Genomic DNA, 17,365 nt, shown 5'->3' with positions numbered 1-17,365 from the left:
GACCGCGGTGCTTTACCGGATCAGCCCGCTTCCACCGGCCAGACCGCCCGTCGGAGCGTCGCTGTTGCCGATGCGGATGCCCTCGCCGTCCTGGTCCACCGCGCGCAGCGTGAACGCCAGCTTGTGGGCGGCGGTTTCGGACCGCACGGCCCCCGCCTCACCGGACACGACCCACGCCTTGACGGACCCCTTGCCGCTCTGCTCTCGGCGCAGCTCGACCGTGAACTCCAGGGAGATGTCGCCGAGTTCGAAACGCACACCGGAGTGCGCGGCGCGATCGCGGGCGGCGGTCAGTTCGGCTCGGAGATGGTCGATGGCTTCGCCGACGGTGATGTCGTTCATGGGGCCACCGTAGCGACGTACCGACGCGGCTGTCCCTGCGACGGCGGAAGCGGTCAACCCGGTGGGCCGACCAGCGTGGGCACCAGGTGCCGCTGCGCATGACGGACGTACTCCCACACGCGCTCCCACCCGTCCTCCTCCCCCACCAGCCGCGTGCGCAGCCCCCAGGCCTCGGGCAGTCCGTGTTCCTTGACCCAGAGCATGTAGCGGCACACCGCCTCGCGCCGGTCGCCGATCGCCTCCAGGCGGCGGGCGAGGGCGCCGTCGCGGCGGACGCGGGCGAGCGCGGCGAACAGGTCCACGACGGCGTAGTAGCTGAGCACGGCCTCGGTCGTGCGGTGCACGCAGGCCAGCACCACTGCGGCCTCGTGCCGCGCCTGTTCCTCCAGCCGTCGGGTCCGGCCGAACCGGCTCGGCCGACCGTGATGGAAGTGGCGCCGGATGTTGTCGAAGTCGGGTACGAAGGGGCCGTCCTTGCCGGCCCCCAGGATGAGGGCGTTCATCGTGTGGACGTACGCGGCGCAGTCCGCCTGCGTCTCCAGGCGCACATCCCGGGGCAGCCCTGCGGTGAACGGCACCAGGGGCGGCTCGGCCCTGTCGCTGTACCTGCCCTGGAGGATCGGGCTGAGTTCGCGGGCGATGAGGAAGAGGGTGCACGCGTCGAAGACCAAGTAGGGGTCCCCGGGGCCGTGGCGGCTCGCGTCCTGCGGCATGGTCATCGGGATGAGCGGCCGGGGCGGAATCAGGGCGGCGGCGCGCGGCGGTCGCCAGGAGCGCAGATACGAGGCGACGGTGACGTCGACGTCGGCCCAGGTGCGATCGCGTTCGGACGTGAAGGAGTCGGGACCGGCGGAGTCGGATGCCATGCCCTCTGCGAAGGCGAAGAGGCTGGGCAGGGCCCAGGAGATGTTGGCCATCAGCTCACCGGTCTGCGGCGGCAGTCCGATGACGAAGCCCTGCCGGCCGTCGGCGAGGGGGCGGGCCAGCACCCGGGACTCCGGCTCGGTGGACGGCTGGACGAAGACCTCGACGGTGGAGGCCAGGCGTCGGACCTCGTCCAGGTCGGGAACGCGCAGGTCGCGCACGCGGTGATCGCCGTCGTCGGTACGGGAGAAGGCGTGGGCGAGCAGGAGCAGGTCGAGCAGTGTACGGGGCCTGCCGGACACGTCGGCCAGCATCTCCGGGTTGTCGAGCAGGGTGCCGGTGGGATCGGCGCCGCTGACGAAGTCCGGGTCGGTGAGGACACGGGCGAGCCGGGTGGCCTCGGCGGCGAGCTCGGCGCTCTGATGGTCGCGGAACATGATGCTGGGCGGGTGAGGGAGGGGCACTGGGTCCGGCGCACCTTGCGCGAGCAGGCCGTTGAGAGCGGAGCGCAGGGCTCGGGTGTCCCGTACGGGCACGTCGCGGCGCGGCTTGCGGATCACGATCTGCCCGTGCTCGACGCGGGGGTCCGACCGCACGACGACGTCGGTCGGCCCTGCGAGGCGTACGGCGATGCCGTACCGGAAGCGGTGACGGAGCGCGGCGACGGCGTCCGCGAGGGCGGCGACGGTGGCGGTGCCGGTGAGGACGTCGTCGCCGGGGGCGTTGGCGCCCGGCGGGCGTAAGTCCGCGTACCCGATACCGGCCCGGCTCAACACATCCCTCGCGGCGCCCGTCTCCTCGCGTTCCGACGCGGCGAAGAGATGGAAGACCACCTGTCCGGTGTCGGCGCCGATGGCCGTCGGTGTCGTCGGTTCCCCCATGCCTCGACAGCATGGCGGCAGGCGTAGGGACGAATCAACCGCGACGTCCCCACGTACGTCCGGGGGCCACTCGGGAGGGGAAGGCGGGCTCTGTCGTGAGCGGGCAGGTCACCTGTCCCGGAGCAGGGGGGAAGCCTTCGAGGATCTGCTGGAGGTGCATGACCTGCCGGGGGATGAACTCGGCGATCGTGAGGCCGACGATGTCCGCGGCCCGGTCGATGTCGGCGACGATTCGCCGGACGCTGGTCAGTCCGCCCGGAACGAACCCGAGCCCGAGTCCGACCTCGTCGCTGTCGATGGTGTCGACGTCGAAGTGGACGGCGACACGGGAACAGCCGGTGGCCTTGAGCCAGCGAAGGAGAGGCCCGCTGGAGGCCCGCAGGTCGTCGGGACTGTACGACTGGATGCCCCACGCTGCGACGTTGGGGAAGTCGTCGTCCGTCCACTCGTGCGGCCCCACGAGGCCGACGCGGTCCGGGGACACGGTGGCGGGCAGCAGCTTCTGCACATCGGGGTGGCCGTGGCCGGTCAGGGTGGCGACGGCCATCGCGTGGTAGCCCTGGTACGTACTCCGGGGGGGGTGCTGTGAGGGAGATCCCGGAGCCATGGCCCGTGTCGTCGAGTTGTCGTACCACCCCTCGGCGACGAGGTCGGCGTCACGGTCTGGGACCGATCCGGCCTCCAGTGAGGCGCCGCATCCCCGCACCGCTCATCCATAGCGACGCAGCTCGTGGAAGAAGTCGTCGACGACGTGCAGTTGCCCGGCGCCGGTCACCTCGTCGTACACGTGCTTGCCGACGGCGAGGTCGAGCACTCCCAGGCCGAAGGGCGAGAACACCACCGGTCGGTCATCCGGCAGCGACACCCGGCCGGTCATGACGTCGGCCAGCGTTCCGGTGAGGAAGTCCCGGTTACCGGTGAGCTGTTGGGCCAGGTGCGGTGAGGTGTCGGCCTTGAGGCAGTGGTCGACGTCGTCGACGATGTTCGCCGAGGCGAGCACGATCTCGGGGGCGAGGTCGCGCAGGGACACGTGCAGCACCAGCGGGTTGTGAGCGAACCAACCGGGGTCCGTGACGTGGGGCCGCCCGGCGACGGTGGCGAAGACGACCAGGTCGCTGGAGCGGATCAACTGCTCGGGATCGGCGTGCACCGTGATCCGACCTGTGTCCGTCTGTTGCAGGTACGAGTGGAAGCCGGCCGCGCTGTCGGCGGACAGGTCGTGGACACCGATCTGGTCGAAGGACCAGCCGGTCGCGGTCAGGAAGGTGTGGATGTACCGGGCGATCAGGCCCGTTCCGAAGAATCCGATGCGGGTCGGGCGCCGGCGGTGGCGGCTGAGCCAGTCGGCCGCCGATGCGGCCATCGCGGCCGTTCGGCTGGCACTGATGATGGAGCTCTCCAGGCAGGCGAACGGATAGCCGGTGTCGTGGTCGTTGAGGATGAGGACGGCGGAGGCACGCGGGACACCGGCCCGCACGTTGTCGGGAAAGCTGGAGATCCACTTCACGCCGTCCACCCGCACCTGCCCGCCGATCGACGCGGGCAGTGCGATGATCCGCGCCGTCGGCCGGTCGGGGAAGCGCAGGAAGTACGACGGCGGGTTGACCGAGTCCCCGGCGGCGTGCAGCCGGTAGGTGGCCTCGACGAGGTCCACGATCTGCCGTTCCTGACCCCGCAGGGTCTGCTGGACCTGGGCGCCGGGGATCACCGCGAACGGTGGCACGGTGAGCGGCGACGGCGTGGTGCTCGGCTCGGGCACGGCGGGCTCAGTGGCGTCGGAACGGAACGTGGTCATCGGGTGCTCCCCTCGGGGTTCTGCGTGCGGGTGGTCGGGTGCAGCGGCTCGGCCATGGCGACGACGACGTCGCGCGGTGGTTCGAAGGGCTCTCGGCTGTGGGCGGTGCGGACGTTGTCCAGGAGCATCAGGTCCCCTGCCTGCCACGGCTCGCGCACGGTGCGGCTGTCGTAGGCCGCGTTGATCAGCTGGACGACGTCCTCGCCGATCGGGTCGCCGTTCCCGAAGAGGGTGTTGAAGGGCAGCCCGTCCGGGCCGTAGAGGTCGATGAGGTACTCCCGCACGTCCGGGGCCATGGTCCACTCGTTCAGGAACGCGATCTGGTTGAACCAGCAGCGCCGGCCGGTGACCTGATGCCGTACCACGGCGCGGCGGTGCTGGCGGGTGCGCAGGCCCCCGTCGGGCTGCCAGCAGAAGTCGATCGCGTTGGCGCGGCAGTAGTCCTCGACGGCAGCCTTGTCGTCGGTCCCGAACGCCTCCTCCCAGGAGGCCCCTATCTCGTCGTTGTACGTCCTCGTGAGCAGCCAGCCCTCCTCTTCGAACCGCCGCACCAGTTGCGGCGGGAGCGCGTCGAGGACGGCGGAGGCGTCGGCGAGGGCGGTGGCCCCGCCGGTGCGGGGCGGTGTCAGACAGGCCAGCAGCAGGAGGCCGGGCGGCGCGTGGGTGTAGCTGAGTTCGTGGTGCATGCACATGGGCTGGTTGGCCGGCCACGGCGTGGAGGAGTAGACGCCCGGTGCGCAGGTGTGGCGGGGCGCGAAGGCTTCTTTCTCCGTCATGAGGCCGGGAACCAGGCGCTGGAAGACGGCTCCGGCCTGGCCGGGGTCGCGCAGCCCGAGACCGCGGACGAGGAGCGCGCCGTGGTCGGTGACGAGGCCGCGGAGGACGTGGCGGTGTTCGGCGGCCCAGCCTGGCACGTCATGGGAGGTGTGGAGGTGAACGTGCAGGACGGGGGGCTTGCCGGGGTGCAGGTCCAGGTTCGTCCCGGGCAGCGCGGGCACGGCGGAGGTGGTGGGGACGGCGGAGGTGGGAAGTGACATCGTCCTTGTTCTTTCAGTGGGGTGGGGGATTTCATGGCGGTGGGAGGGGCTCGGGTCAGACCCGGTCCGTCTGTGCGGTTGGCTGCCGCTGGTAAGGGGTGTCCAGAAGCCCGGCCAGGTCCGTGAGAACGGGGTGGCGGGTGATGTCCGCCAGGGACACCGCGCGGTCCAGGCTGATGGCGAGCTTCACGGCCGCCAGCGAGGTGCCGCCCAGGTGGAAGAAGTGGTCGTGGCGTCCGATCCGGCCCTGCGGGATGCCGAGCACGCCCGCCCACGCCGCTGCCAGCCGCTGTTCGGCGGGCGTACCGGGCTCACCGGGTGTCGGGCCGTCGTCCTCGGCGGCGTGGAGCCGGGTGGCCAGTGCCGTCAGAGCCTTCCGGTCGATCTTGCTGTTGGCGGTCAGCGGGAGGGCGTCGCTCCAGTGGACGGCCGCAGGGACCATGTACGCGGGCAGTGCGGCACCGAGCCGGTCCAGCAGGACATCGGTGTCGAGCGGCTGCGTGGACGAGTAGAACGCCACCAGATGTGCGCTGCGGTCGGGGCGTTCGGCGACCACCACGGCGCTGTCGCGGACACCGGGCACCTTCAGCAAGGTGTTCTCGATCTCTCCGATCTCGATCCTGAAACCGCGGATCTTGACCTGGGTGTCGCGGCGGCCCAGGAACTCCAGCTTGCCGTCGGGCAGCCAGCGGCCGAAGTCTCCGCTGAGGTAGAGGCGCCGGCCTTCACGGTGGGGATCGCGCAGGTAGACGGGGCGGGTGCGCTCCGGGTCGTTGACATAGCCGCGGCCGACGCAGATCCCGGAGAAGGCGATCGCGCCCGGCGCCCCGAGCGGCACCGGATTCAGGTGCTCGTCGACGACATAGAGGTGCACGTTGCTGACCGGCCGGCCGAGCGGTACGCGGTCGCCGTCCGGTGCGCGGTCCATGATCTCGTGGTTGGTGTCGTCGGAGGTCTCGGTCAGGCCGTAGGCGTTGACCAGCTTGATGTGGGGCTTGGCGGCGAACCAGCGCTGGGCGAGCTCCTTCTTCAGCGCCTCGCCGGTCACCGACACGTACCGCAGGTCCGGCAGTCCGCGCGAGTGCTGCTCCAGGTATGTCAGGACGACTTCGAGGTAGGAGGGCACGACCTGGAGTACGGAGACCCGGCCGCGGGCGATCTTGTCGACGAACCGCTCGACGTCGAGGATCACCTCCTGCTCGACCAGCAGCGTCCGCCCACCGACCAGCAGGGCGGAGACGAGCTGCCACAGCGAGATGTCGAAGCACTGGGGCGCGGTCTGGGCGACCACCTGCCCCTCGGCGATCTCCAGGTCGTCGATCTTGGCGAAGAGGTGGTTGAGCATGCCGGCGTGCTCGCACATGGCGCCCTTGGGCTCGCCGGTGGAACCGGAGGTGAAGTAGATGTAGGCGAGCTGGTCCGGCTCGACGGCCACGCCGAGATCACACGCGGCGTGACCCTCCTCGAAAGCGGTGTCGGTGAGCAGGGTCCGGACTGCGGGCATCGACGCCAGGGCTGTCTGGAGGGTACCGGTGCTGGCGAGTTCGGTGAGCACAAGCCTGCAGTCGGAACGGGCGAGCATGGCCTTGATCCGGTCGGCGGGCAGATGCGGCTCGACGGGCAGGTACACGCCGCCCGCCTTGAAGACCGCCAGGACGGCGGCCAGCCAGTCCAGGTTCCTGTCCATCACCACCGCGACGACGCCTTCGCGGTCGAGACCTCGCGCCAGCAGCGCTCGGGCGAGCTGGTTGGCGCGGGCATTGAGCTCCCGGTACGTCCACTGCTGGTTGCCGTGCACGGCTGCCACCGCGTGCGGGTTGTGCCTGACGCGCTGCTCGAACAGCTCATGGACCCTGGCATCGGGCAGGCTGCGGTGCGGCCCGGCGAGTCCCTCGATCTGGCGGCGCATTTCCCCGGCCGACACCAGGCTCTGCTGTGCGTGCTCCGCGTCCGGGTCGGCGGCGATGAGGCGGAGTGCGGTGAGGTGGTAGCCGGCGATGCGGGCGGCGCTGTCGGCGTCGAGAGCGTCGGTGCGGTAGCGCAGCCGCAGCGTGAGCCGGCCGTCGCCGTGACGCACGACGGCTACCCGCAGCACTGCCTCCGTGCCCCGCTCGGGGCTGTCGGCAGCCTGTTCGTCGTCGGTGTCGATGCTGTCGCCGTCGGCGCCCCTCGCATCGAGCACTGTTTCGAACGGTGGCTCGGCCAGACCGACTTCGCGCCCGAGGTCGTCCACCGGGTAGTCGCGATGGGCGAGCAACTGCGCGGCGACCTCGTGGGTGTTCGTCAGGAGGGCCCGCCACGAGCCGGCAGCTGTCGTCAGTCGGCACGGGAGCGGCGAGGCGCTGTCCGCGGCGACGTAGCCGGTGGTGACGTCGCGTTCGCCGGTCAGTGCGGCCAGAACCTTGGCGTGCGCCGCCAGGAGCACGGAGCTCAGCGGCACGGCCAGGTCGTCTGCCAGGCGCTGCAATGCTGTCGCGTGGCTGACCGGGATCGGCGCGATGTGCTCGGCCAGGCCGACGACCGGCTTGAGTGTCCAGCGCGGAAGGGGCGTGAAGCCGCCGGAGGTGGTCAGGACACCGTGCCAGAAGTTGCGATCGGCCGGGGTGTTGGGTGCCATCGGGGTCTGTCCTTGTGCTCGGGTCGTGGTGTGGCGGGGTGCGTGTGCGCGGCCTCAGGCGCGGGGTGCCACGAGGACGTGCGGGTGGGGGTTGCTGTCGGGCAGGTGCCGGGCCGGGTTTCCTCCCCATCGGGCGTGCGACGGGACGTGTTCGCCCTTCATGAGGAAGGAGTCGCAGGCGAGGTCGGCGTGGTCGGCGACGGTCACGCCGTAGTGGACGAATGCGCCGACGCCGAGGGTGCAGCCGGCGCCGATCGTGGTGCGGTCGGCCTTGAAGGCGCCGTCCTCCTGCGAGTGGCACTGGACCACCGTGCCCGCGTTGAGGGTGCAGTCGTCGCCGATCGTCACCATCGTCCGCTCCGGGAAGAACGAGCCGTCGTCGAAGACCCGCTTGCCGATACGGGCACCCAGCAGCCTCAGGACCACGTTCTTGAACGGGGTTCCGTCGAAGAACTGGGCGTGATCGACCGCCGCCATCTTCCAGAAGCGTTCATGCCGCCAGAAGGACGGATCGTAGATGGAGCAGTTCAGTGGCTTCTGGGCCGTGAAACCGGTGGTGGCCCGTTCGAGGAGCGAGAAGTAGCAGACGGTGAAGACGAGGCCGAGGATGACCGTCGGCGCGATCACCGGTGCGCCGAAGGAGGCGCGGAGGGTTTCGGCTCCCAGTGCCAGCAGGGTGAGGACGAAGACGTGGAACCACCGGGCCAGCAGGTACACCACCGCGGTCACGGCGTTGTGCCGGTTCTTGGCGGCGAGCCGGCGACGCAGCTCGCTGCCGCTGTCGATGTGGCTCAACTGGGTGTCCCGCATCACCGTTCGCGGAATGACGAAGGGCGGTGAACCCAGCAGACCGACGTCCTCCCTCACCTCTCCGTCGATGGGCACCATGACCTTCGTCGCCAACAGGCAGTTGTCGCCGGTCCTGGACCGCGACGGATAGGCGATGCGGTTCCCGAGGAAACTGCGCGCTCCGACCGAGGCGCGGGAGAGGGAGAACGACGAGTTGGAGAATTCGGCATTGATGACCGACAGGCCGTCGGCGACCATCGTATTGCTGCCCACCGAACTCAGGAACGGGCTGTCGTGCTTCACTTCGGTGCCGAAGTTCGAGCCGGTCTGCGTGACCGGAGTCAGGTTGTAGCCGATGTAGCGCAGGTAGTGGACGATCGCCGAGCTGTCGCCGAAAAGCGTGGTGAAGAATTTCCTGTTGGTCAGAAAGGCGATCGCCCGCTGCAGGCCGTAGTGGATGCCGTAGAGGGGGTAGACCCTGTCCGGCTTGATGGCCAGGTTGAGCAGGCGGGGCACCGTGCCCTGGATGAGAAGCCCGGCGCAAGCGCTGCCGAAGAACAGCAGGAGGGACGCGGCCATGGCGCCCAGCCAGAAGGTCCAGCCGGCGAATGACGACGATCCGAAAGCGACAGGCGCATTCAGTTGCGGCACAGCGGCGGACAGCAGGGCCGCGCCGCCCATGGCCAGCGGCAGATACACCAGCAGCAGGGCCAGCAACTGCCCGATGCTGTAACGGACCTGCCTGGCTGTGGAGCAGTCCGCTCGCTGTGCCGTACGGAAGTCCGTGGCGGTGGCCTCGGCCGGTGACCCGTGCCAGCGCTCGCCTGCGGGCACTGCCTGACCGGCGTACAGGGCGGAGGCATGCCCGAGCTGGGACGCGTCGCCCATGGAAGTGTCGATGTCGAGGACTGTCTGTTCGCTGACGACGACGTCCTTGCCGAGAGTGACCGGGCCGGTCTGGATGAGGCCGGCGTGGGCGCGGTAACCGGAGAACAGCGAGTCCTTGCGGATGACCGTCCCGTCTCCGATGGTGAGCAGATCCGTGCACGCAGGAATCTTCGTGGTGAAGATCGCAACGTTCCGTCCGATGTTCGCGCCCAGCGCTCGCAGATACAGCACATACAACGGCGATGCGGTGAACAGACGCAAAGGACTCGTGCGGATCAGGGTTTTCACGACCCACCAACGCACGTAGGAAAGACTCCACACGGGGAACTGGCATGGCTTGAACCGGCCGATGAGCGTCCACTTGGCGAGGATCGGCACGGCACACAGGCCGATGAAGCCGACACCGCCGGCCAGCACGGAACGCACGTAGCGGTCCGTCAGGGCGGTGGTCTCGCTGATCCATTCGTACCCTCGGACCGCGGCCAGAGCCGCCAGGTAGGAGTACGCGAGGAAGAACAGGAACTGCAGCGCTCCGCAGAGCAGGTACTGCCGTGTGCCTGCCCGTGCCGGCGCCTCGCTCGTCGCCCGGGCGGCGTTCGCGTCGGACTCCGGAGCGGAACCCGGGCCGGGCTGCTGGACGGGGGTGGGCGCGCCGGTCGGGGACGCGCCGGCGGTCGAGGCGCTGGTCGTGGCCGCCGCGCCGGTGGCGGCGGACGCCGGAGCCACGACTGCGGGGGGCATGGTCCCGGCTTCGGGTCCGGTGAGCGCGGCGGCCAGGCTCTCGACCGTGGGATGCCGGTAGACGTCCTTCATCGACACGGACGGCAGGTCCGCCCGCTTGCGGACCCGCGCACAGAACCGGGCCATGACCATCGAATCCGCGCCCAGATCATGGAAGAAGTGACTGTCCGCCGGCACCTGCTCCACGTCCACGACCTCGGCCAGCACCTCCCCCAGAAGCCGCGCGATATCGGCCGTCGGGTCGGCGGACCTGCCATCGGTCCTGCCGCTGCCGCTTTCGTCGAGGCACGTGGAAAGGTCGGGCGGCGCGACGGTCCAGGCGCCGGTGGAATTCCCTGCCATGTCAGCTCCGGTGTCGTCGGTGTGATCGCGGGTGACGGCTTCCTCCACCCGCAGAGGCGCCGGGGGCTTTTCGTGGCCGTATTTCTGACGCCTGCCCCTCCAGTAGGCCGTGCCGACACGATTCGCGTCACGCCGCTGAATCTCGTGACTTGACACCACGCGCCTGCAGGACTATTGGGCGGAGAATCTGTGCGCGAATTGCACCGAGCCGGTGCCGGCCCCCGCCCCGAATGACAAAGAGCGAGTGCTTTTACACGATGAAGCGACCGCCGTCAAGTCCCGACATTCGGTGGCATGACACGACCGCGACGGGCCGTGCGTACTGGAGGGGTCCCAAGGGCGTCGCCCCCGGCAGGCGACCTCTTCCGTCAGCCGCCCGAAACACACGGATGAGCGGCACGAGACGGGTCACCGACGACCAGGAGGCAATCGTGCCGGTCATATCCACCCCCCAGGCGTTCAACCAGGACGACCTCTACGTCGATCTAGAAGCGATCATCGGCCACAGGCTGTTCCTCAAATGTGAGGGCTTCAATTTCGCCGGTTCCATCAAACTCAAGGCCGCCGCCGAGATGGTCGAGGTTGCCGAACGCGAGGGCCGTCTCACCAGCGACTCGATCCTCGTCGAATCCTCCTCCGGCAATTTGGGCGTGGCCCTGAGCGTGATCGCGGCCAGCAAGGGCTACCGGTTCGTGTGCGTGACCGACTCCCGTTGCAACCTGCCCACCCGGCTGCTCATGGAGGCCCTCGGCAGCCAGATCCACATCATCACCGAGCCCGCCCCCGAAGGGGGTCTGCTCGCCGCGCGCATCAACCATGTCCGCGCGCTGTGTGCCTCGGACGACCGGTATGTATGGCTCAACCAGTACACCAATCCCAGCAACCACATGGCTCACTTCAAGACCACCGCCCCGGCCATCGCCCGCGACTTCCCCGACCTCGACGTCCTCTTTGTCGGAGCCGGCACCACGGGAACTCTGATGGGCTGCGCCCGCTATTTCCGCGACTGGTGCAGGCCGGTACACATCGTCGCCGTCGACAGTGAAGGATCGGTCACCTTCGGAGACGCCCCGGGCCGACGCATGATCCCCGGCCTCGGCAGCAGCGTCCGCCCGCCACTGCTGGACGACTCGTACGTGGACGAGGTGATCCACGTCAACGAAGCCGACACCATCCGCACCTGCCACCGGCTGGCGCGACACGGGTTCGTCTTCGGAGGCTCCACCGGCACCGTCGTCAGCGGCGCCTCCCAGTGGCTCAGCCGGCACTCGGGGCGCCGTCGGCAGCCGACCGCGGTGGCCATCGCCCCCGACCTCGGCGAGCGCTACCTGGAAACCATCTACCAGACCAACTGGGTACAGGACCTCTACGGCGACAACACGCTCGACCGGCAGGAAGTCGCCGCCCACTCCCCCGCGGTCCGACTCCCGGGCCCCAGCGCGCTCCGGACCGGCCGGTGCCACTGACCGGCCGGTCCGGGTACGAGGGCCCCGGCGACCAGCCCGGCCATGCCCGCCTCACCGAGTCCACGGACGGCAGTCTGCGGTCGCACGATCACCGGGGAGCTCCTTGGTCCCCAGACCGGTTCCTCAGCAGCGAACGGCGACCGCGGCGGCGTAGCCGTCGTCCACCGCCGCATCCCCGATCGTCCAGCCCGGCACCGTGGCCGCCGCTCCGCTCGCCGTACCCAGGTAGTCCCGTGACATGGCGCGTCCCAGCCCGATGCCCAGCCCCTTCAGATAGGCCTCCTTGCGCGCCCATACCCGGGCGAACGCCGCCGGTCGGTCCGCCGCCCGCAGATCACGCAGTTCGGTGCTCTCCCGCGGGTGCAGGCAGGCCCCGACCTCGTCTGCGACCGCAAGGTCGGGTACCGCCTCGATGTCCACGCCCACCGGCGTCGCCGCGAACGCCAGCAGGCACAACCCACCGCTGTGGGACAGCGAGAAATGCACGGCATCGCCGCGCACCACGGGGCGCCCGTGCGGCTCTCCGCACATCGGGCACGGGAGCCGTTCCAGGGGGACCTCAGCGGGCGATACGCCGAGATACGCGCCCAGCAGCAACCGCAGGCCCACATGCCCGGCCAGATACGTGTCCCTGTCCCGCGCCTTCCTGAAGGCCGCCGCGCGCTCCGTCTCGAGGCGGTCCAGCACCGACCGGGCCAGACGGGCCACCACCGGCCTGAAAGCCTCCGCCCGCACCAGCCACAACCCGGGCCGACCCCCGGTCCCCGGCGCCATCAGTGGCTGCTCCCACGCCCCGTCCCGCAGCTCCACAGGTCGCAACACCACACCAGGCACCACACAAGCAGGATACGGAGGTCGGCACCGGCGTCGCAGCTGCCGGGCTGCGCGACGACTCCGGGCCTCTCGAGCGCTGCGGTGCGCAACCGTGCCGCCGTGTGTGAGCCGAACAACGCCTTCGGTCTCGAGGCAGGACATTGCGCCTGGCAGTCTGCTTCCATGAATCACGCTGAAGCACTGCTCATCGGTGGACGGGCGGGGGTCGGCAAGACGACGGTGGCCTGGGAGGTGTCGGCGTTGCTGCGCGCTCGCCAGGTCCGGCACGCGGTCGTCGAGGGCGACTACATGGGCCAGGTGCATCCGGCACCGGAGGGTGACCCGGACCGGTCGCGGATCACCGAGAGCAACCTGACCGCCGTGTGGGCCAACTTCGCCCGGCACGGCTACCGGCGTCTGATCTACACGAACACCGTGAGCGTGCTGCCGGAGTCGGCAGGCATGTTCCTGCGTGCCATGGGGGAACGGACGCGGATCATCCGGATCCTCCTGACGGCGTCGGACTCCACCGCCCGTGAACGGCTCACCGGCCGGGAACTCGGCTCGGAACTGGAGCACGAGTTGCGGGGCAGCATACGCAAGGCGCGCCTGCTGGACGAGCGGACGCCGGTGGACGCGGCGCGGGTGGCGACGGACGGTCGATCCGTCGCGGACATCGCCCGAGAGGTGGTCGCCGTGACCCGGTGGGCCGACAACGGCGCCGAGTGATGCCGGCGGGCGCTGGGTGCGGTCCGGACTGCCCGGCGAAGCGCCGAAGGACCGACCGCTCGAGGCCCCCCGGCCGCCTCCGGGGCCGCCCCACGCCCGACACGCCCCGGCGCCTTCAGGCCGCCCCGGCCCGTGCCGCTCTGCGACACCGGCGCGGGCGATCCGGGGGCGTCGGGCCGTAAGGAGACTTGCGGGGCCCTGGCGGCAGCGGTGGGTCCACCGCCTTGTCAGTGCGGCGTGGACGGCTGTATACCGTTGTGAAGATCGAGCGCAGAGGCTCGGCGCGCGGCTCACGGTGACGAGCGCGGGTGCGCACCGACCACCCGAGTCGGGTCACCGTGGAAGGGAATGACGTGCGGGTCAGCCTCAAGGACGTAGCCGCGCACGCGGGGGTCTCCATCAAGACCGTCTCCAACGTGGTGAACGACTACCAGCACGTCACCCCCGCGATGCGCGAACGCGTCCAGCGCTCCATCGACGCGCTCGGCTACCGGCCCAACCTGGCCGCCCGTCACCTGCGCAAGGGGCGCACGGGCATCATCGCGCTCGCCCTGCCGGAACTCGGCAATCCGTACTTCGCCGAACTCGCCGCGGCCGTGGTCGACACCGCCGCCGCGAACGACTACATCGTGCTGCTCGACCACACCGGCGGCCGACGCGAACAGGAGATCCTCGTCAGCCAGGGATTCCGGGCCAGGGTCATCGACGGGCTCATCCTCAGCCCCATCGAGCTGGAGACCGACGACCTGCGCGACCGTGCGGAGCACGTACCACTGGTGCTGCTCGGCGAACGGGAATACGACCTGCCGTACGACCACATCGCCATCGACAACGTCGCCGCAGCGCGCGCGGCCGTACGGCACCTGATCGGTCTGGGGCGCCGGGAGGTGGCGTTCATCGGCGCCCGGCGGGGGCGCAGTGAACCCGCCCAACTGCGCGTGCGCGGCTGGCGCGAGGAACTGACCGACGCCGGACTTCCCGCCGACGACGGACTCGTCGCCGCCACGGACGGCTGGGGGCACGCGGACGGCGCCGCGGCCATGGCCCGCATCCTGGAGACGGGAAGGCGCCCCGACGCGGTCTTCGCCTACAACGACCCCATGGCCATCGGAGCGATGCGGGTGCTCCACGAACGGGGACTGCGGGTACCCGAGGACATCGCGGTGGTCGGCTTCGACGACGTCGTCGAAGGCCGTTTCGGCGCGGTGACGCTCACGTCCGTGTCGCCGGACAAGGAGGCCATCGGCAGGCTCGCCGTGGAGTCGGTGCTGGCGCGGCTCGGTGGAAAGGCTCCCGAGCCGCGCCGCATCCGGGCGGACTACCGTCTCGCCGAGCGGGAGAGCACGCTGGGCCGCCAGGCGACGAGGGGCGGCACGGGAGCCTGACCCGACGCTGCGGTTGTTCGCCGATCGTCCTGCTGATCGAGGTCACGGCCGCGCTGGACGCGATCGAGGAGGCGGCCGTCCACGCCGGCATCGGGCACCTGGTGGCGGATCGAACGGTGGTGGCGGTGGCCCACCGTCCGCCATGCCTATCGGGGCGCGTGTTGCTCCGGCGGCGTCGGTCCGCCGTCGTCGTGCAGGCCGGAGCAGAGACGGTCGAACGCGAGCTTCGCCGCCCTCGCGACGGTGTCGCCGGCCTGGGCGGGCGGATCGCCGGACATGATGCGTCGCCGTAGCTCGCGCAGAACGGCGCGGTGCGTTCCGGCAATGGTGCCCGCGAGCATCACGGACAGCAGGTCCCCGGCACTGCCGGGTGCGTCTGCGCTTTTCGGCGGGTGGTCGGCCAGCGCGGTCGCCAGGGCGGCTTCGATGCGTTCGCCGATCTCGCGTTCACGTGCGCGCAGGGCCGGACTGTCCTCGATGACCTGCCAGAACGCCGGCGCTCCGGGCTGGAGCCCGAGCGTGGCGTCGTCTTGCCGCAGGGCGGACAGCAGGTCGTCCCGGACGGCCGCGACCGGGCAGGTGCCCGGCGGCCGGTCGCGCACCAGGGCGGCGAGGTGGTTCTCCACCTCGGCCTGGCGGTCGAAGAACAGATCTTCCTTGGACGGGAAGTAGTTGAACACGGTGTTGGTGGACACGCCTGCCTGTCGTGCCACCTCGGCGACCGTCACCTGGTCGAAGCCGTGTTCCAGGAACAGCGACAGAGCCGCGTCGGCGATGGCCGTGCGTGTCTGCCGCTTCTTGGTCTCTCGAAGGCCCACACCTCAATGATAGTGTCACCACAATGTTGGAGTGACACCAAGATTTTCGGGGTGGGACCACCGTGACCATTACCTTCGGCATCTATCCCGGCGGCCTCCTGGGCGACGACCAGGGCATCATCCATCCGGTCAGCCCGGACGTCCCGGACCGCATCGTCGAAGCCCTCGACGAACTGCAGGGCGAGGCGGCCACGCTGACGGTGCGCGCCTACCGCTCGTTCGCCGCCACCGTGGCACCGCCCGCACCCACGCCCGCCGATCCGCACACCTACCTCCGACGCGGTCGCACCCTCGACCTCGTTCTGCAGTTCCGCGAGCCGTCCGGCAACCTGGACGGCTGGCCGGAGTTCGTCCGCGAGGCCGTCCGGTCCGGCGGACCCGATCTGGCGTCCGTCCAGATCTGCGAGGAGCCCAACCTCGACGTCGCCTCCGTCGACGGCAGCACCCCCAACGTCCTCGACGCGCTCGTCCAAGGCGTCGTCGCCGCCAAGCAGGAGGCCCGGTCCCTCGGCCACCGGGTGGCCGTCGGCTTCAACGCCGTGCCCACGTTCGATCCGGCCGACACCTTCTGGTCCGACCTCGGCACCCTGGCCGACGAGCACTTCCGGCAGAGCCTGGACTACGTCGGCCTGGACTTCTTCCCGGACGTGTTCCGGCCCATCGCCGCGGACCAGTTGGCCGACGCGGTCACCGCGGTCCTGAGCGCGTACCGCCGCACCAGCCTGCCGCAGGCCGGAATCGCGGACGCCGTCCCGATCCGCGTGTGCGAGAACGGCTGGCCCACCGGCCCCGGCCGCACCGAGCAGCGACAGGCCGCCGCCCTCGACACCGTCATCCAGACCGTGGCCGCCCTCGCCGCCGACCTGAACATCGACGGCTACTCACTCTTCGCCCTGCGCGACGCCGACAGCGGCGCCGAGGGGCTCTTCCATCACTTCGGCCTGCTGCGCGACGACTACACTCCCAAGCCGGCCTTCGCGACCTACCAGCGGCTCATCAAGGAACTGAGTTCTTGAAATTCCTGGGCAGTCAAGGATGTTGACCAAGTCATGACACAAGGACCAGCGCCTCTCCCCCTGTCCGACGATGCCCTGTCCAGCCTGCTCGGCAAGCAGCAGTTCGGCACGCTCGCCACCGTCAAGCGCAGTGGCCACCCTCACCTGACCACCATGCTGTACAGCTGGGACCCCGAAGCCCGCCTGGTGCGGTTCTCGACTACGGCCGACCGGATCAAGGTCGGGCATCTGCGCCGCAATCCGCGCGCAGCGCTGCATGTGCAGGGCGGCGACGTGTGGTCGTTCGCCGTCGCCGAAGGCGAGGCCGAGGTCTCCGAGATCACGAAGGTGCCTGGTGACGCGGTCGGGCGGGAACTGCTCGGGATGATGCCGAGTGCTGTGAAGCCCGAGGACGAGGATGCGTTCCTGGAGGAGTTGGTTGCCGAGCGTCGGGTGGTCGTCCGGTTGAAGGTGGACCGGTTGTACGGAACAGCGCTCGACGTCGAAGGCTGAGATGGTGGAGGTGGGCGGTGCCGCAGCGGCGCGAGCACGAACAGCCGTCTCGCACCGGACGGTTGGCATCCGGCCCTCGAATCCGTGCCCGACCGCCTGTGCTTCACCAGAGACGAAAAGGTCCTGCGGGTCGCCTTCCTGACCACTAGTACCTCGCGGAGGACGGCCACCGAAGCCGCCCCGGCCTCACCATCGGTGCCGGGTACTCGATCGACATCGACTCGTTCGTCGACAGCGACGCCGAGGCGGGCTGCTAGTTCTGTCTCCCGTCGGCAAGGTGAAGCACCCGGAACATCGACACTTCCGGGTGTCGGGAATGCGGCACCGGCTCCGTCCCAGGGGTACCACTG

General features: G+C 69.9%; 14 protein-coding genes. 5 read left to right on the top strand and 9 right to left on the bottom strand.

Going from position 1 to position 17,365, the window contains the following annotated elements:
* Positions 1-12 precede the first annotated feature (12 nt).
* The 7 genes from IE260_RS36535 to IE260_RS36505 form a co-directional block, all read right to left on the bottom strand.
* The gene (locus IE260_RS36535) at positions 13-342 is read right to left on the bottom strand and encodes a trypco2 family protein (protein ID WP_189879937.1); all 330 of its coding nucleotides are present in this window, start codon (positions 340-342) and stop codon (positions 13-15) included.
* Positions 343-395: 53 nt separating this feature from the next.
* Positions 396-2,087 carry a hypothetical protein gene (locus IE260_RS36530; protein WP_189879934.1) on the bottom strand — a complete coding sequence of 564 codons (1,692 nt, stop codon included), beginning with the start codon at positions 2,085-2,087 and terminating at the stop codon, positions 396-398.
* Between the two features lie 34 nt (positions 2,088-2,121).
* Positions 2,122-2,634 (bottom strand): arginase family protein, encoded by a 513-nt coding sequence (locus IE260_RS36525; protein ID WP_229881670.1) that lies wholly within the window; start codon positions 2,632-2,634, stop codon positions 2,122-2,124.
* A gap of 162 nt (positions 2,635-2,796) precedes the next feature.
* Positions 2,797-3,882: a 2,3-diaminopropionate biosynthesis protein SbnB gene (gene sbnB, locus IE260_RS36520; RefSeq protein ID WP_189879932.1), complete on the bottom strand. Its 1,086-nt coding sequence runs from the start codon at positions 3,880-3,882 to the stop codon at positions 2,797-2,799.
* Positions 3,879-4,919: a TauD/TfdA family dioxygenase gene (locus IE260_RS36515; RefSeq protein WP_189879930.1), complete on the bottom strand. Its 1,041-nt coding sequence runs from the start codon at positions 4,917-4,919 to the stop codon at positions 3,879-3,881. Before IE260_RS36515 ends, sbnB begins: the two co-directional genes overlap by 4 nt.
* A gap of 55 nt (positions 4,920-4,974) precedes the next feature.
* Positions 4,975-7,536, bottom strand: a complete 2,562-nt coding sequence (locus IE260_RS36510; RefSeq protein WP_189879928.1) for a non-ribosomal peptide synthetase — start codon at positions 7,534-7,536, stop codon at positions 4,975-4,977.
* 54 nt (positions 7,537-7,590) lie between these two features.
* Complete coding sequence (locus tag IE260_RS36505; protein ID WP_189879926.1) at positions 7,591-10,296, bottom strand: Pls/PosA family non-ribosomal peptide synthetase; 2,706 nt, start codon at positions 10,294-10,296, stop codon at positions 7,591-7,593.
* 431 nt (positions 10,297-10,727) lie between these two features.
* Between IE260_RS36505 and sbnA the strand changes: the two genes are divergently transcribed.
* On the top strand, positions 10,728-11,762 hold the full coding sequence (gene sbnA / locus IE260_RS36500; protein WP_189879925.1) for a 2,3-diaminopropionate biosynthesis protein SbnA: 1,035 nt from the start codon (positions 10,728-10,730) through the stop codon (positions 11,760-11,762).
* 123 nt (positions 11,763-11,885) lie between these two features.
* Here sbnA and IE260_RS36495 read toward each other — a convergent pair whose 3' ends face one another.
* Positions 11,886-12,587: a 4'-phosphopantetheinyl transferase family protein gene (locus IE260_RS36495; RefSeq protein ID WP_229881669.1), complete on the bottom strand. Its 702-nt coding sequence runs from the start codon at positions 12,585-12,587 to the stop codon at positions 11,886-11,888.
* A gap of 171 nt (positions 12,588-12,758) precedes the next feature.
* Here IE260_RS36495 and IE260_RS36490 point away from each other — a divergent pair, with 171 nt between their 5' ends.
* Together IE260_RS36490 and IE260_RS36485 are read left to right on the top strand one after the other, a co-directional pair.
* Positions 12,759-13,304 carry a P-loop nucleotide/nucleoside kinase family protein gene (locus IE260_RS36490; RefSeq protein ID WP_189879924.1) on the top strand — a complete coding sequence of 182 codons (546 nt, stop codon included), beginning with the start codon at positions 12,759-12,761 and terminating at the stop codon, positions 13,302-13,304.
* Between the two features lie 353 nt (positions 13,305-13,657).
* A complete protein-coding gene (locus tag IE260_RS36485; protein WP_189879923.1) occupies positions 13,658-14,689 on the top strand; it encodes a LacI family DNA-binding transcriptional regulator in 1,032 nt (343 codons plus the stop codon).
* A 146-nt stretch (positions 14,690-14,835) separates the two neighbouring features.
* Here IE260_RS36485 and IE260_RS36480 read toward each other — a convergent pair whose 3' ends face one another.
* A complete protein-coding gene (locus IE260_RS36480; RefSeq protein WP_189879922.1) occupies positions 14,836-15,507 on the bottom strand; it encodes a TetR/AcrR family transcriptional regulator in 672 nt (223 codons plus the stop codon).
* A gap of 62 nt (positions 15,508-15,569) precedes the next feature.
* On the opposite strand from IE260_RS36480, the gene IE260_RS36475 reads away from it, so the two are divergent.
* Together IE260_RS36475 and IE260_RS36470 are read left to right on the top strand one after the other, a co-directional pair.
* Positions 15,570-16,523: a hypothetical protein gene (locus IE260_RS36475; RefSeq protein ID WP_189879921.1), complete on the top strand. Its 954-nt coding sequence runs from the start codon at positions 15,570-15,572 to the stop codon at positions 16,521-16,523.
* Positions 16,524-16,556: 33 nt separating this feature from the next.
* Positions 16,557-17,015, top strand: coding sequence for a TIGR03618 family F420-dependent PPOX class oxidoreductase (locus IE260_RS36470; protein ID WP_189879919.1), 459 nt, complete (start codon positions 16,557-16,559; stop codon positions 17,013-17,015).
* Positions 17,016-17,365: the final 350 nt, after the last annotated feature.

It is taken from the genome of Streptomyces viridiviolaceus (assembly GCF_014650995.1).
GTDB lineage: Bacteria > Actinomycetota > Actinomycetes > Streptomycetales > Streptomycetaceae > Streptomyces > Streptomyces viridiviolaceus.
The sequence above is the reverse complement of the archived record's forward strand: the minus strand, read 5'-3'. Positions and strand labels throughout refer to the sequence as shown.